This window comes from Shewanella sp. M16, assembly GCF_018224605.1.
Taxonomy (GTDB): domain Bacteria; phylum Pseudomonadota; class Gammaproteobacteria; order Enterobacterales; family Shewanellaceae; genus Shewanella; species Shewanella oncorhynchi.
The window spans coordinates 1-15855 of the sequence record NZ_JAGTUL010000060.1 but is presented as its reverse complement, the minus strand read 5'-3'; the positions used below and the strand labels follow the sequence as shown (position 1 = coordinate 15855).

12 protein-coding genes and 1 pseudogene are annotated in these 15855 nt (G+C 46.0%); all 13 read right to left on the bottom strand.

Annotated features, from left to right (window positions below; genetic code table 11):
- Nucleotides 1-163, bottom strand: a 163-nt coding sequence (locus KFE26_RS22225; RefSeq protein ID WP_242326501.1) for a GTP-binding protein, incomplete at its 3' end; no start/stop codon positions are given.
- A 72-nt stretch (nucleotides 164-235) separates the two neighbouring features.
- Complete coding sequence (gene fusA, locus KFE26_RS22220) at nucleotides 236-2332, bottom strand: elongation factor G (protein WP_006083603.1); 2097 nt, start codon at nucleotides 2330-2332, stop codon at nucleotides 236-238.
- Nucleotides 2333-2410: 78 nt separating this feature from the next.
- On the bottom strand, nucleotides 2411-2881 hold the full coding sequence (rpsG, locus tag KFE26_RS22215; RefSeq protein ID WP_011787570.1) for a 30S ribosomal protein S7: 471 nt from the start codon (nucleotides 2879-2881) through the stop codon (nucleotides 2411-2413).
- Nucleotides 2882-2962: 81 nt separating this feature from the next.
- Nucleotides 2963-3337, bottom strand: coding sequence for a 30S ribosomal protein S12 (gene rpsL, locus KFE26_RS22210; protein WP_006083605.1), 375 nt, complete (start codon nucleotides 3335-3337; stop codon nucleotides 2963-2965).
- 179 nt (nucleotides 3338-3516) lie between these two features.
- Nucleotides 3517-7734 (bottom strand): DNA-directed RNA polymerase subunit beta', encoded by a 4218-nt coding sequence (rpoC, locus tag KFE26_RS22205; protein ID WP_105251033.1) that lies wholly within the window; start codon nucleotides 7732-7734, stop codon nucleotides 3517-3519.
- Nucleotides 7735-7818: 84 nt separating this feature from the next.
- Nucleotides 7819-11850, bottom strand: coding sequence for a DNA-directed RNA polymerase subunit beta (gene rpoB / locus KFE26_RS22200; protein ID WP_113941599.1), 4032 nt, complete (start codon nucleotides 11848-11850; stop codon nucleotides 7819-7821).
- Between the two features lie 243 nt (nucleotides 11851-12093).
- The gene (rplL, locus tag KFE26_RS22195; protein ID WP_105251031.1) at nucleotides 12094-12459 is read right to left on the bottom strand and encodes a 50S ribosomal protein L7/L12; all 366 of its coding nucleotides are present in this window, start codon (nucleotides 12457-12459) and stop codon (nucleotides 12094-12096) included.
- A gap of 54 nt (nucleotides 12460-12513) precedes the next feature.
- A complete protein-coding gene (gene rplJ, locus KFE26_RS22190; protein ID WP_006083609.1) occupies nucleotides 12514-13014 on the bottom strand; it encodes a 50S ribosomal protein L10 in 501 nt (166 codons plus the stop codon).
- A gap of 268 nt (nucleotides 13015-13282) precedes the next feature.
- A complete protein-coding gene (rplA, locus tag KFE26_RS22185; RefSeq protein WP_105251030.1) occupies nucleotides 13283-13984 on the bottom strand; it encodes a 50S ribosomal protein L1 in 702 nt (233 codons plus the stop codon).
- Between the two features lie 4 nt (nucleotides 13985-13988).
- The gene (gene rplK / locus KFE26_RS22180; RefSeq protein WP_006083611.1) at nucleotides 13989-14417 is read right to left on the bottom strand and encodes a 50S ribosomal protein L11; all 429 of its coding nucleotides are present in this window, start codon (nucleotides 14415-14417) and stop codon (nucleotides 13989-13991) included.
- A 127-nt stretch (nucleotides 14418-14544) separates the two neighbouring features.
- Complete coding sequence (nusG, locus tag KFE26_RS22175) at nucleotides 14545-15096, bottom strand: transcription termination/antitermination protein NusG (RefSeq protein ID WP_105251029.1); 552 nt, start codon at nucleotides 15094-15096, stop codon at nucleotides 14545-14547.
- Nucleotides 15097-15105: 9 nt separating this feature from the next.
- Nucleotides 15106-15477 carry a preprotein translocase subunit SecE gene (gene secE / locus KFE26_RS22170; RefSeq protein WP_006083613.1) on the bottom strand — a complete coding sequence of 124 codons (372 nt, stop codon included), beginning with the start codon at nucleotides 15475-15477 and terminating at the stop codon, nucleotides 15106-15108.
- Nucleotides 15478-15738: 261 nt separating this feature from the next.
- Nucleotides 15739-15855 (bottom strand): annotated as a pseudogene (locus tag KFE26_RS22165) (elongation factor Tu); the annotation flags it as partial.

Sequence of the window (15855 nt, the reverse complement as noted above, 5' to 3'; positions counted from 1 at the left end):
CTGGAGCGTTATCGATTTGAGAGAAGTCTTTAGCTTCGCCACCGTAGGTCTTAGCCAGTACGTGAGAGATAGCTGCAGTCAGTGTGGTTTTACCATGGTCAACGTGACCAATGGTGCCCACGTTTACGTGAGGCTTAATACGTTCAAATTTAGCTTTTGCCACGATATATTCCTTTCTTTTCAGAATAGTCCAGTCAGTGCTGGACCATAATAACATTTATGTCGTAACTGGATATTAGCTACGAGATTCAATAATCGCTTTTGCAATGTTTTGCGGTGCATCAGAGTACTTCAAGAACTCCATAGAGTATGAAGCGCGACCCTGTGTAGCAGAGCGCAAATCAGTTGCATAACCAAACATTTCAGAAAGAGGCACTACAGCATGGACTATTTTGATGCCACCGAAGCCATCATCCATCCCTTCAATTAAGCCACGACGACGGTTCAAATCACCAACGACGTCACCCATATAATTTTCAGGGGTAGTTACTTCTACTTTCATGCAAGGTTCGAGCAACGCCGGATTCGCTTCAAGCGCACCCTTTTTGAAGCCCATAGAACCTGCAATTTTGAACGCCATCTCGTTCGAATCCACATCATGATATGAACCATCGAACAGAGTGACCTTCACGTCCAACACAGGGAAGCCAGCGAGAACGCCATTCTTCATCTGTTCTTGGATACCTTTATCAACCGCAGGAATGAATTCACGAGGAATCACACCTCCCACAACAGCATTGACAAATTCGTAACCAGCGCCTTCTTCATTAGGCTCTAGTTTTAACCAAACGTGACCGAATTGTCCACGACCACCTGATTGGCGTACAAATTTACCTTCAGCTTCTACTGAAGCTCGGATAGTTTCGCGATAGGCCACTTGTGGCTTACCTACGTTACATTCAACACCGAATTCGCGACGCATACGGTCGACGATGATGTCTAAGTGTAACTCACCCATACCCGAAATCAGAGTTTGTGATGATTCTTCGTCAGTTTCAACTCGGAATGATGGATCTTCCGCTGCAAGCTTTTGCAACGCGATACCCATTTTGTCCTGGTCGGCTTTTGACTTAGGCTCAACGGCAATGGTAATTACTGGCTCTGGGAACTCCATACGTTCCAAGATCACTCTATGATCGTTATCACAAAGCGTATCACCCGTAGTCACTTCTTTTAGACCAATCGCCGCTGCGATATCACCAGCACGGACTTCTTTCAGTTCAGTGCGATCGTTTGCGTGCATTTGCACCATACGACCTACGCGTTCACGCTTCTGTTTGACAGAGTTGTAAACACCCGAACCTGATTCGAGTACGCCTGAGTACACGCGAATAAAGGTCAAAGTTCCTACGAATGGATCTGTAGCAATCTTAAATGCCAATGCAGCAAAAGGCGCATTGTCATCTGATGGGCGCTCTACTTCTTGGTCGTTCTCGTCGATGCCCTTAATTGGAGGCACATCAATTGGCGCTGGCAAGAATTCAATAACCGCATCAAGTACCGCTTGAACGCCTTTGTTCTTAAATGCAGAACCACAAGTCGCTAAAACGATTTCATTATTTATAGTACGCTGACGTAGCGCCTTTTTAATTTCGTCTTCTGATAGCGTGCCTTCTTCAAGGTACTTATCCATCAGTTCATCCGAAGATTCGGCTGCCACTTCAACCAGATACTCATGCATTTCAGCCGCTTTAGCTGCTAACTCTGCAGGGATCTCCTCATAAGTGAAAGTCATACCCTGGTCTGATTCATTCCAGTTAATTGCTTTCATCTTGATTAAGTCGATCACGCCTTTGAAGTTTTCTTCTGCACCGATATTCAATTGAATAGGCACACAAGTGGCTCCAAGACGAGTTCTAATTTGCTTCACTACACGTTCAAAGTCTGCACCTGCACGGTCCATCTTGTTGATAAATACCAAACGTGGAACGCGGTATTTATCAGCTTGACGCCACACTGTTTCTGACTGGGGTTCAACACCTGATGAACCACAGAAAACGACAACAGCGCCGTCGAGTACGCGCAGAGACCGTTCAACTTCAATAGTAAAGTCAACGTGACCAGGGGTATCGATGATATTGATGCGGTGTTCAGTGAATTGAGCATCCATACCACGCCAGAATGTGGTTACCGCAGCCGAGGTGATAGTGATACCACGCTCTTGCTCTTGAACCATCCAGTCTGTGGTAGCGGCGCCGTCATGCACCTCACCGATTTTATGAGACAAACCGGTATAGAACAGAACACGTTCTGTTGTGGTGGTTTTACCTGCGTCAACATGAGCACAAATACCGATATTACGATAACGCTCAATTGGGGTTGTACGAGCCACGATTATACCCTCTCCACCAAGACCTAAGTCTTGGCAATATCAACAACTATGGTGTGGGCCTAAGCCCACACCATCATATTACCAACGGTAATGAGCAAAGGCTTTGTTAGCTTCAGCCATGCGATGCACGTCTTCACGCTTCTTAACAGCAGTACCTTTGTTTTCAGACGCATCCAGCATTTCACCTGCCAGACGTAAAGCCATAGATTTTTCACCACGCTTACGAGCAGCTTCAACTAACCAGCGCATCGCCAGTGCGTTACGACGCACAGGACGAACTTCACATGGTACCTGGTACGTAGAACCACCAACGCGACGAGATTTAACTTCGACTGATGGGCGAACGTTGTCCAGGGCTGCTTCAAGGATAACTAAATGGTTTTCGCTTTTCTTTTCAGCGACAACATCTAGTGCCTTGTAAATAATTTTTTCTGCAGTCGACTTTTTGCCGTCTTGCATAATGACGTTGATGAACTTAGCCAGCAACTCACTGTGAAACTTTGGATCTGGTAGGATTTTACGTTGTCCTACAACGCGACGTCTTGGCATAACAATTCTCCGTATGCTTCAGGGATTTCCAAAACTGGAATTCTCAAAATAAAACTAGCTTGGCCTTACTTAACGGATAAGTTAAGACTTAGGACGCTTAGCACCGTATTTAGAACGGCTTTGGCGACGTGAAGTCACGCCTGCACAGTCTAATGCGCCACGAATAGTGTGATAACGCACACCTGGTAAGTCTTTAACACGACCACCACGGATTAAGATCACGCTATGTTCCTGCAGGTTGTGGCCTTCACCGCCGATATACGAAGTAACTTCGAAACCGTTAGTTAGACGCACACGAGCTACTTTACGTAGTGCAGAGTTAGGTTTTTTAGGGGTAGTAGTGTACACACGTGTACAAACACCACGTTTTTGCGGGCACGCATTCAACGCAGGCACGTTAGTCTTGTCGACTTTTGGCGCGCGTGGCTTACGTACCAACTGGTTTACAGTTGCCATGTATAGCTCCGAGTCAGTTGAATCAAACTCAACGATAAGGTGTGAAAAATCTATATCCCACAATGGTGGGACGCGGAATTTTAGAAAGGTAATGCCTGACTGTCAAGAAATAGCCAACTTTTGCGGCATATTACAAGAAAAAAGGCGCCATAGGCGCCTTTTTATAACAAACTTATTACTTAATCTTGGCTACCAGCCAAGTTTAAGAGATCGGCCAAGTTCTGTTCGGCTTCACTTGCAGTGATCTTGTTCACTACTACAGGTTCGTTTTTCTTCGCACGCGCTTCATTACGAGTCTTGTGATAAGCGTAACCAGTACCGGCTGGGATCAGTCGGCCAACGATAACGTTTTCTTTCAGACCACGTAATTGATCGCTCTTACCACCTACGGCGGCTTCGGTCAGTACGCGCGTGGTTTCTTGGAACGATGCTGCTGAGATAAAGGATTCTGTTGCCAGAGATGCTTTAGTAATACCCAGTAGTTCACGTTCAAAGGTCGCAGGCACTTTACCTTGGGCGATCAGTTCGCGGTTAGCGATCTTCACGCGCGACACTTCAGCTTGTTCCCCTTCGAGGAAGTCAGTGTCACCGGCAGAAGTGATAAGACACTTACGCAGCATCTGACGGATGATCACTTCGATATGCTTATCGTTGATCTTCACGCCTTGCAGACGGTAAACGTCCTGTACTTCGTTCACAATGTAGTTAGCTACGTTGTGGATACCACGAAGACGCAGAATGTCGTGCGCAGCTTCTGGACCGTCAGCGATAACTTCACCGCGTTCGACTTTTTCACCTTCGAACACGTTTAAGTTACGCCACTTAGGGATCATCTCTTCATAATGATCGCCGCCATCAGCAGGTGTAATCACCAAACGACGCTTACCTTTGGTCTCTTTACCAAACGAGATGGTACCAGAGATTTCCGCCAGAATAGCAGGCTCTTTTGGCTTACGCGCTTCGAACAAGTCAGCAACGCGTGGCAGACCACCGGTGATGTCGCGTGTTTTAGACGATTCCTGAGGAATACGAGCTAATGCGTCACCCACATTGATTTGCGCGTTATCTTCTAAGTTAACGATCGCACTACCTGGTAAGAAGTATTGTGCTGGTACTTCAGTACCTGGGATCATCAAGTCAGCACCATTAGCGCCAAGCAGACGGATCATTGGGCGCATTTCTTTACCCGCAGTACCACGCTGACCAACGTCAAGGATCACGATTGATGACAGACCCGTTAGTTCGTCTGTTTGACGTGTCATAGTGACACCGTCAATCATGTCTACAAACTTGATACTACCCGCCACTTCAGAAATGATTGGGTGAGTATGTGGATCCCAGTTAGCGATAACATCGCCCGCTTCAACAGCCGCTTCTTCTAGTTTCTCGAGCACAGTACCGTATGGCACTTTATAACGCTCTTTCTCACGACCCAGCTCGTCAATAACAGCCAGTTCAGAAGAACGAGAAACGATAACCAGTTTGCCGTCACTGTTAGTAACATGCTTAGCATTATGCAGTTTCAATGAGCCCGAGTTTTTCACTTGGACATTGTTTTCTGCAGACGCTCTAGATGCCGCACCACCGATGTGGAACGTACGCATCGTTAACTGTGTACCTGGTTCACCGATAGATTGTGCTGCCACAACACCGATGGCTTCACCGTGGTTAATAATATGACCACGAGCCAAGTCACGACCGTAACAAGCTGCACACACACCGAAATCGGTATCACAAGAAATAACAGAACGTACAATCACTTCGTCGATTGAATGCTCTTCTAACTTGTCACACCATGCTTCGTCGAGTAGCGTGTTACGTGGTGCTAATACGTCTTCAGTGCCTGGATAGAACACATCAATCGCAACCACACGACCCAGTACGCGTTCACGTAACGGCTCAACCACATCACCACCTTCAATCAGCGGTTTCATGGTTAGACCTTCGTGAGTACCACAATCGTCTTCGATAACCACTAAATCTTGTGCAACATCTACAAGACGACGAGTCAGGTAACCCGAGTTCGCTGTCTTCAATGCCGTATCGGCTAGACCTTTACGCGCACCGTGAGTAGAAATAAAGTACTGGAGTACGTTTAGACCTTCACGGAAGTTAGCGGTAATTGGCGTTTCGATGATTGAGCCATCTGGCTTAGCCATCAGACCACGCATACCCGCCAACTGACGGATCTGTGCGGCACTACCACGAGCGCCTGAGTCAGCCATCATATAGATGCTGTTAAACGAGGCTTGTTTCTCTTCAACGCCATCACGGTTAATCACTGTCTCAGTTGACAGGTTTTCCATCATAGCTTTAGAAACTTTTTCGTTGGCACTTGCCCAGATATCGATAACTTTGTTGTAACGCTCACCGGCTGTGACTAGACCAGATTGGAACTGCTCTTGAATTTCAAGAACTTCCGCTTCTGCATCAGCAACTAAGGTGTATTTCTCGTCTGGAATAACCATGTCATCGATACCTACAGAGGCACCAGAGATGGTTGCAAAACGGAAACCGGTATACATCAATTGGTCAGCGAAGATAACAGTATCTTTCAGACCCAGTTGACGATAACAGGTGTTCAACAGTTTAGAGATCTGCTTTTTGCCCATGTTCTGGTTAACCAGATCAAATGACAAACCTGCTGGCAGAATAAGTGACAGCAAAGCACGACCCACAGTCGTATCAACGATACGGCGTTGTTCAGTGCGCTCACCATCGTCACCAATAATGGTTTCAGTGATACGAACTTTAACGCGGGCATGCAGTTCAGCAGCGCCAGTTGCGTAAGCTTTTTCAACTTCAGCAACAGACATAAATGCCATACCTTCACCACGACCGTTAATACGCTCACGGCTAGTGTAGTAAAGACCCAATACCACGTCTTGAGACGGAGTGATAACAGGCTCGCCGTTGGCTGGTGACAGGATGTTGTTGGTAGACATCATCAGGGCACGGGCTTCAAGCTGCGCTTCCAGTGTTAACGGTACGTGTACCGCCATTTGATCACCGTCGAAGTCGGCGTTGTATGCCGCACAAACGAGTGGGTGTAACTGGATCGCTTTACCTTCAATCAATACTGGTTCGAACGCTTGAATACCCAGTCTATGCAGTGTTGGTGCACGGTTGAGCATCACTGGATGTTCGCGGATCACTTCATCCAGAACGTCCCAAACTTCCGCCACTTCACGCTCAACCATCTTCTTAGCCGCTTTGATGGTAGTAGCTAAGCCACGACCTTCTAGCTTGCCATAGATGAATGGCTTGAACAGTTCCAGTGCCATCTTCTTAGGAAGACCACATTGGTGCAGACGTAGAGTAGGACCTACAGTAATTACCGAACGACCAGAATAGTCGACGCGCTTACCCAATAAGTTCTGACGGAAACGACCTTGCTTACCTTTGATCATATCGGCCAAAGATTTCAGAGGACGTTTGTTAGAACCGGTAATAGCACGACCACGACGACCGTTATCTAATAGCGCATCAACAGACTCTTGTAACATACGCTTTTCGTTGCGTACGATAATGTCTGGCGCAGCTAAATCTAACAGACGCTTCAAACGGTTGTTACGGTTGATCACGCGGCGATACAGGTCGTTAAGATCTGAAGTCGCGAAGCGGCCGCCATCGAGCGGTACCAACGGACGTAAGTCAGGTGGTAACACAGGCAGTACTTTTAAGATCATCCACTCAGGCTTGTTGCCTGACGTGTAGAATGCTTCCATCAACTTAAGACGTTTAGTCACTTTCTTGCGACGAGTCTCAGAATTGATTGAAGGCAATTCTTCACGCATTTGTTCGATTTCTTTCGCTAAATCGATAGCACGTAACAGCTCAAGTACTGCTTCGGCACCCATTTTAGCTTCGAACTCATCACCGTATTCTTCTAATGCATCCAGATAAGTTTCTTCTGTCAGCATTTGGCCACGTTCAAGGCTGGTCATGCCAGGCTCGATCACGACAAATGATTCAAAATACAGTACGCGTTCGATATCACGCAGCGTCATATCCAGCATTAAGCCAATACGTGACGGCAGTGATTTTAAGAACCAAATGTGCGCAACTGGGCTAGCCAGTTCGATGTGACCCATACGCTCACGACGTACTTTAGTTTGGGTTACTTCAACGCCACACTTTTCACAAATAACACCACGGTGCTTCAAACGTTTGTACTTACCGCACAAACATTCGTAATCTTTGACTGGGCCAAAGATACGCGCACAGAACAGACCTTCACGCTCAGGCTTGAAGGTACGGTAGTTGATGGTTTCTGGCTTCTTAACTTCACCAAAAGACCAAGAACGGATCAGATCAGGCGATGCCAGACCAATTTTGATGCCGTTAAATTCTTCAGTCTTGCTTTGCTGTTTCAGAAACTTTAATAAGTCTTTCACGTTTCTCTCCTGAAGGAGTTAAACCGGGTGCTCCGCTTGCACGGAGCACCATTCTGTTTGCCAAACGCGGCTAAAGGCCTGCGCTTATGCCTGATCCAACTCGATATTAATACCGAGTGAACGGATCTCCTTCAGTAACACGTTGAAGGACTCTGGCATGCCAGGTTGCATCTGATGGTTACCGTCGACGATGTTCTTATACATCTGAGTACGACCGTTAACGTCATCCGATTTAACAGTGAGCATTTCTTGAAGCGTATAAGCGGCACCGTATGCTTCTAGTGCCCACACTTCCATCTCACCGAAACGCTGACCACCGAACTGAGCTTTACCGCCCAGTGGTTGTTGAGTCACTAAGCTGTACGAACCGGTAGAACGGGCGTGCATCTTGTCATCAACTAAGTGGTTCAGTTTGAGCATGTACATGTAACCTACCGTTACTTGACGCTCAAATTCGTTACCGGTACGACCATCAAACAACTTCAACTGACCAGAGGTTGGCAAACCTGCAAGTTCAAGCATCTGCTTGATCTCTTTCTCTTTAGCACCGTCGAATGCAGGAGTTGCAATCGGGATACCGCCTTTCAGGTTAGTCGCAAGACGTAATACTTCATCATCAGTGAATGAATCGATATCGACGCGCTGCTGCACTTCGTCACCTAATTCATAAACTTGCTTGATGTAACCACGAACTTCAGCCAGCTCACGCTGTTCTTCAAGCATCGCAGTGATCTTGTTACCAATACCTTTGGCAGCGGCGCCCATATGGACTTCAAGTACCTGACCAATGTTCATACGTGATGGAACACCTAGCGGGTTCAATACGATGTCTACTGGGTTACCTTGTTCGTCATATGGCATGTCTTCGATTGGGCAAATCTTAGAGATAACACCCTTGTTACCGTGACGACCCGCCATCTTGTCACCAGGTTGGATAGTACGCTTAACCGCTAAGTAAACCTTAACGATCTTGAGTACGCCTGGCGCCAAGTCATCACCTTGGGTGATCTTGCGACGTTTGATTTCAAACTTCTTATCGAAGTCAGCTTTCAGCTCTTCATGCTGTTCAGCTAATTGCTCAAGTTCAGTTTGTTTTGCTTCATCGTCAATGACTTGAACCAATACATCTTTACGTGGCAACGCAGCAATTTGCGCTTCAGTGAAACCAGCACCGATTAACAGGTTACGCGCACGGCTCAATACACCTTCTTCAAGGATCTTGAACTCTTCGCCTAAGTCTTTACGAGCTTGGGCAATGTGCATCTCTTCGATTTCAACTGCACGCTTGTCTTTTTCAACGCCGTCACGGGTAAATACCTGAACGTCGATGATAGTGCCCTTAACAGAGTTAGGAACACGCAGTGAACTGTCTTTAACGTCAGACGCTTTCTCACCGAAGATAGCACGGAGTAACTTCTCTTCTGGCGTTAGCTGTGTTTCGCCTTTTGGCGTCACTTTACCAACCAGAATATCGCCGCCCTTCACTTCTGCACCAATGTAAACGATACCTGACTCATCGAGTTTCGACAGAGCAGATTCACCTACGTTTGGAATATCAGCCGTGATTTCTTCGCTACCCAGTTTAGTATCACGAGCAATACAAGAGAGCTCCTGAATGTGGATAGTGGTGAAACGGTCTTCTTGCGCTACGCGCTCAGAAATTAAGATCGAGTCTTCGAAGTTGTAACCGTTCCAAGGCATGAATGCGATACGCATGTTCTGGCCAAGGGCTAAGTCACCTAAGTCAGTAGACGGACCGTCTGCTAACACGTCACCACGAACGACTGGCTCACCAACAGCACAACAAGGGCGTTGGTTAATACAAGTGTTTTGGTTAGAACGGGTGTATTTAGTCAGGTTATAAATGTCGATACCGGCTTCGCCTGGACGCAACTCATCTTCATTTACTTTAACAACGATGCGGCTCGCATCAACGTAGTCTACAAAACCACCACGTTTAGCAACAACCACAACACCAGAGTCAACAGCCAAAGTACGTTCAATACCAGTACCTACTAGCGGCTTTTCAGAGCGCAGTGTGGGTACGGCTTGACGTTGCATGTTCGCACCCATCAAGGCACGGTTAGCATCGTCGTGTTCTAAGAACGGGATCAGCGACGCAGCAACAGAAATAATCTGTTGTGGCGAAACGTCCATATACTGGATGTCAGCAGCGCGCATAAAGGTAGATTCACCTTTATGACGACAAGCAATTTGCTCTTCTGCCATACGACCGTTCGCGTCAACTTCAATGTTCGCCTGTGCAATCACATAACGACCTTCTTCGATTGCTGACAAGTATTCCACTTCGTCAGTAATCACGCCGTCGATAACCTTGCGGTATGGCGTTTCTAGGAAGCCGTAAGAGTTAGTACGGGCAAAACTTGCTAATGAGTTGATTAGACCAATGTTTGGACCTTCAGGGGTCTCAATTGGACATAAACGACCATAATGCGTTGGATGTACGTCGCGGACTTCGAAGCCTGCACGTTCACGAGTCAAACCACCAGGGCCAAGAGCAGAAATACGACGCTTATGCGTTACTTCTGACAGCGGGTTGTTTTGATCCATGAATTGTGACAGCTGAGAAGAACCGAAGAACTCTTTCACTGCAGCAGAAATTGGCTTAGCGTTGATCAAGTCTTGTGGCATCAGCTCGTTCAGATCGCCTAAAGACAGACGTTCACGCACGGCGCGCTCAACACGGACTAAACCAACACGGAATTGGTTTTCAGCCATTTCACCGACGCTACGAATACGACGGTTACCTAAGTGATCGATGTCATCGACTTCGTCGAAACCGTTACGGATATGAATGATGTTCTTCATTACCGCGACGATGTCTTCTTTAGACAATACACCGCTACCTTCGTCATCAGGAATGCTGAGACGACGGTTGAACTTCATACGACCTACTTTAGACAGGTCATAACGCTCTTCACTGAAGAACAAGTTCTGGAATAGTGCTTCGGCAGCATCTTTGGTTGGTGGCTCGCCAGGACGCATCATACGATAGATCTCAACCAGCGCTTCTAAGCGGTTAGTGGTTGAATCGATACGCAGCGTATCTGAAATATAAGCACCATGATCTAACTCGTTGATATACAACGTGCTGATATCTTTAATACCGGCCAATGATAGTTTAGCCAGATCTTCTAAGCTAATTTCACTGTTGGCAGAGACTAAAACTTCACCTGTGTCCGGATCGATATAATCTTGAGCAGCATATTTGCCCACGATATATTCAACTGGCACTTCAAGCTCAGTGGTATTGGTCTTTTCTAACTGACGAATGTGACGCGCAGTAATACGACGTCCCGCTTCAACCAGTACAGAACCTTCAGCATCCTTGATGTCATAGCTGGCAGTTTCGCCACGCAGACGTTCAGGCACCAAAGACATGACCAGAGTATCTTTCTTGATCTTGAACTCAACGCGTTCGAAGAACAGATCGAGGATCTCTTGAGTAGAATATTCTAATGCACGTAACATGATGGTCGCAGGCAGTTTGCGGCGACGGTCAATACGCACAAATAGTGCATCTTTAGGATCGAATTCAAAGTCAAGCCATGAACCACGGTAAGGAATAATACGTGCGTTATACAGCACCTTACCTGATGAGTGGGTTTTACCACGGTCATGATCAAAGAACACGCCTGGAGAACGGTGTAATTGAGATACGATTACACGCTCAGTACCGTTGATAACAAAAGTACCGTTATCCGTCATCAATGGGATATCACCCATGTAGACTTCTTGTTCTTTAATATCTTTTACTGTGCCCGCCGCTGCTTCACGGTCATACAACACCATGCGTAATTTAACGCGTAGTGGAGCTGAATACGTAACACCACGGATCTGACACTCTTTCACATCAAAAACAGGCTCGCCAAGCTTATAGCTGACGTATTGCAGTTCTGAGTTACCAGAAAAGCTCTTGATGGGAAAAACGCTACGGAAGGCGGCTTCTAAACCGCGCTCACCGGTAGGATCTTGATCGGTGAACTTCTTAAAAGAGTCTAGCTGGATAGACAATAAATAAGGGATATCCAAAACTTTTGGACGCTTACCAAAGTCTTTGCGAATACGCTTCTTTTCAGAATAGGAGTAAACCATGGGTTTCCTCTGCTTACGAGATGTGACCAAGACTGAATAAATAACTTAAGTTATTAAAATTCAGCACGTTTGCCCATCACCGTTGATGGCAAGAACCTAACCAGTAATCTCTGCTAGGGACTGCAAAATTTGGCGACAAACGGTGAAAAAAAATCGCCAGCGCATATAGCGCAAAAAAGGCCGACGGTTAAAAAACCGCCAGCCTCCACCCAAGTGGCTTGGGTGAGCAAGCTAAATAATAGCTTACTTAATTTCTACAGAAGCACCAGCTTCAGTAAGTTCTTTCTTCAGAGCTTCAGCTTCTTCTTTAGAAACGCCTTCTTTAACTGCTACTGGAGCAGCTTCAGACATAGCTTTAGCTTCTTTCAGGCCTAAACCAGTTGCACCACGGATGGCTTTAATAACTGCAACTTTGTTGTCGCCGTGAGCAGTCAGAACTACGTTGAATTCTGTTTGTTCTTCAACAACAACTGCTTCTGCACCGCCAGAAACAACAGCAGCAGCAGCAGAAACGCCGAACTTCTCTTCCATAGCTTCGATCAGTTCAACAACTTCCATTACAGACATAGCTGCAAAGGCTTCTAAGATTTGGTCTTTAGTGATAGACATAACAAATGTTTCCTATTGTTCTGAATTCAATTTTATTAAGCAGCCAGCTTGAAATTAAGCGGCTTCTTGTTTTTGATCGCGCAGGGCGGCCAGTGTACGAACGAACTTGCCAGCAGATGCTTCTTTCATAGTCATCATTAACTGAGCTAGTGCTTCTTCGTATGTTGGCAGTTTCGCCAAACGATCAATTTCAGCTGCAGGGATGAAATTCCCTTCAAAGGCTGCGCCTTTAACTTCGAAGTTAGCTTGTTCTTTAGCAAAGTCTTTTAACAGACGTGCTGCAGCACCTGGGTGCTCTAAAGAAAAAGCAATCAAAGTTGGGCCAGTGAACGTTTCTGCTAGGCACTCAAAAGCAGTACCTTCAACAGCACGACGAGCTAGCGTGTTACGTACTACACGTACATATACACCAGCTTCGCGAGCTTTTTTACGCAGACCGGTCATAGCACCTACAGTCACACCGCGAGAATCAGCGGCAACTGCAGATAGCGCACCTTTGGCAGCTTCGTTGACTTCAGCAACAATCGCTTTTTTGTCTTCGAGTCTTAATGCCATTGGCTTTACTCCTGGATTCTACCTAGGGTATTCCCTAGTATTTACCATACTAAATACTTATGTATTTAGTGACTTACGGTGCAGATTATCCAGTAAAAAATTTTAGCTGGGGCCTGACACCGTCTACGCAGGAAATTAAGTTATTTTTACAAAAAACACCTGCGGTCTTGGACGGAAACCTGAGTTAAATTCCGCCTAAACAGAAGATAAAACAGGCTTCAACCCACAAAGTGCGCGCATTATAGACTAATGCACCCGCTTTGTAAAATTATAGAGTTGTTTCAAGCGTAGCTTGATCAACTGCAACACCTGCACCCATAGTGGTAGAGATGCTGATCTTTTTCACGAAAATGCCTTTAGCAACTGCAGGCTTAGCCTTTTTCAGTGCTGACACTAACGCTTCCAAGTTTTCTTTCAATTGAACTGGTGTGAAATCCACTTTACCGATAGTAGTGTGGATAATACCGTTCTTGTCGTTACGGTAACGAACTTGACCCGCTTTGGCGTTCTTAACAGCTTCAGCAACGTTTGGCGTTACTGTACCTGTTTTAGGGTTAGGCATTAAACCACGTGGGCCTAAGATTTGACCTAACATACCAACAACGCGCATTGCATCTGGAGATGCGATAACTACGTCAAAGTTCATTTCACCGGCTTTGATTTTCTCAGCCAGATCATCCATACCAACTAGCTCAGCGCCAGCAGCTTTAGCAGCTTCAGCATTTGCACCTTGTGTAAATACTGCAACGCGAACGTCACGACCAGTACCGTGTGGCAACACTGTTGCACCACGAACGTTTTGGTCAGATTTACGTGGGTCAATACCCAGGTTAACTGCTACGTCTACACTTTCAACGAATTTTGCAGTTGCTAATTCTTTTAACAGAGCAACAGCTTCGTTGATATCGTAGCTTTTAGTACCGTCAACTTTTTCGCGAATTACGCGCATGCGTTTAGTTAGCTTTGCCATTATATTAATCCTCTACAACCAAACCCATTGAACGCGCAGTACCTTCGATTGAGCGAGTCATCGCCTCAATGTCAGCACCAGTCATATCGGCAGCTTTCAGTTCAGCAATTTCTTGAACTTTAGCGCGAGCGATAGTACCCACTTTCTGAGTGTTTGGACGTGGAGAACCTGATTTCAGGCCTGCAGCAGTCTTCAGTAAGTAAGACGCTGGAGAAGTCTTAGTTTCAAAAGTGAATGAACGGTCACTGTAAACAGTGATCACGACAGGAATAGGCATGCCTTTTTCCATTTTTTCTGTACGGGCGTTAAACGCTTTACAGAATTCCATGATGTTCACACCTTTTTGACCCAAAGCTGGACCAACTGGTGGTGATGGGTTCGCAGAACCGGATTTTACTTGTAGCTTAATATAAGCATCAATCTTCTTTGCCATCTGACATTTCCTCAGTTTGGGTTCAAACGCGCATCAGCGACATGCTGACATGCTCCCCCGAAAACAACGGGTGCGAATTATATAGAAATTCGCACCCGTTGCCAAACGGATTTTGTAGTTTATTTAATCAGCCTTTTTCAACTTGACTAAAATCAAGTTCAACAGGCGTAGAACGACCAAAGATCATCACTGATACTTTCACGCGGCTCTTGTCATAATCCACTTCTTCAACGGTGCCGTTAAAGTCAGCAAATGGACCATCACACACACGTACCACTTCACCAGGCTCAAATATGGTTCTATGAGTCGGTGACGCTGTCGTTTCTTGTAAGCGACGCAGAATTGCATCAGCTTCTTTATCTGAAATTGGGGCAGGACGATCAGACGTTCCGCCAATAAAGCCTAAAACACGCGGGATGCTTTTGACTAAATGCCAGCTGTCATCGTTCATTTCCATCTGGACTAACACGTAGCCAGGGAAAAACTTTCGTTCGCTCTTGCGACGCTGACCTGCACGCATTTCGATGACTTCTTCAGTCGGAACCAATACTTCACCGAAGTATGCTTCCATGCCATGCATTTTAATATATTCAATCAGTGACTTACAAACTCGGCCTTCATAGCCTGAGAATGCCTGCACTACATACCATCTTTTTTTAGCTTCTTTAGCTTCAGTCATTCGAGGTGCCTATACGCCAGTGATAAAATTGACAATTCGCATTAACACAGCATCCATACCCCAAAGGATAAGAGCTAAGATACCTGTTGCTGCAAGGACAATAAAAGTGGTGTTTAGCGCTTCTTGACGCGTCGGCCATACAACCTTGCGCACTTCGATATGCGCTTCACGGGCAAAAGCTAACGCTTTTTTACCTTTTACAGTCTGAAGCGCAATAAAACCAGCAATAGCGAATGCAACGATAACACTAAGCGCACGTATGACGGCACTGGCTTCGCTATACATTTGATTGCCAATAACAGCAGCGGCTAGCAATACAATCACTAAACCCCACTTCACGATATCCAGAGAATTGTTCTGGTTTTCAGTATTTGTTGTCATCGGTTTTTCCGTTACTCAATACGGCCTGAGCTTAGAGCACATTAATTGACGGGCATAATCCCACATCACTCTGCATTTCCGAACACCCTTAGAAACGCAAAATAGCATAAGCTCAGGGTCAAAAATCGGCCATAGATTGTATTCTTATTCGACTTTGTAAGCAAGGATGCGAATCCCATGCAAACCACAAAACCTATGAAATAATCCACTTAAACAAAAAAGGAAGCCGAAGCTTCCTTTTCAAACTAATTTCTATCGCAATTAAGCGATGATTTTAGCTACTACACCAGCACCAACTGTACGACCACCTTCACGGATTGCGAAGCGTAAACCTTCGTCCATCGCGATTGGGCAAATCAGAGTCACTACCATTTTGAT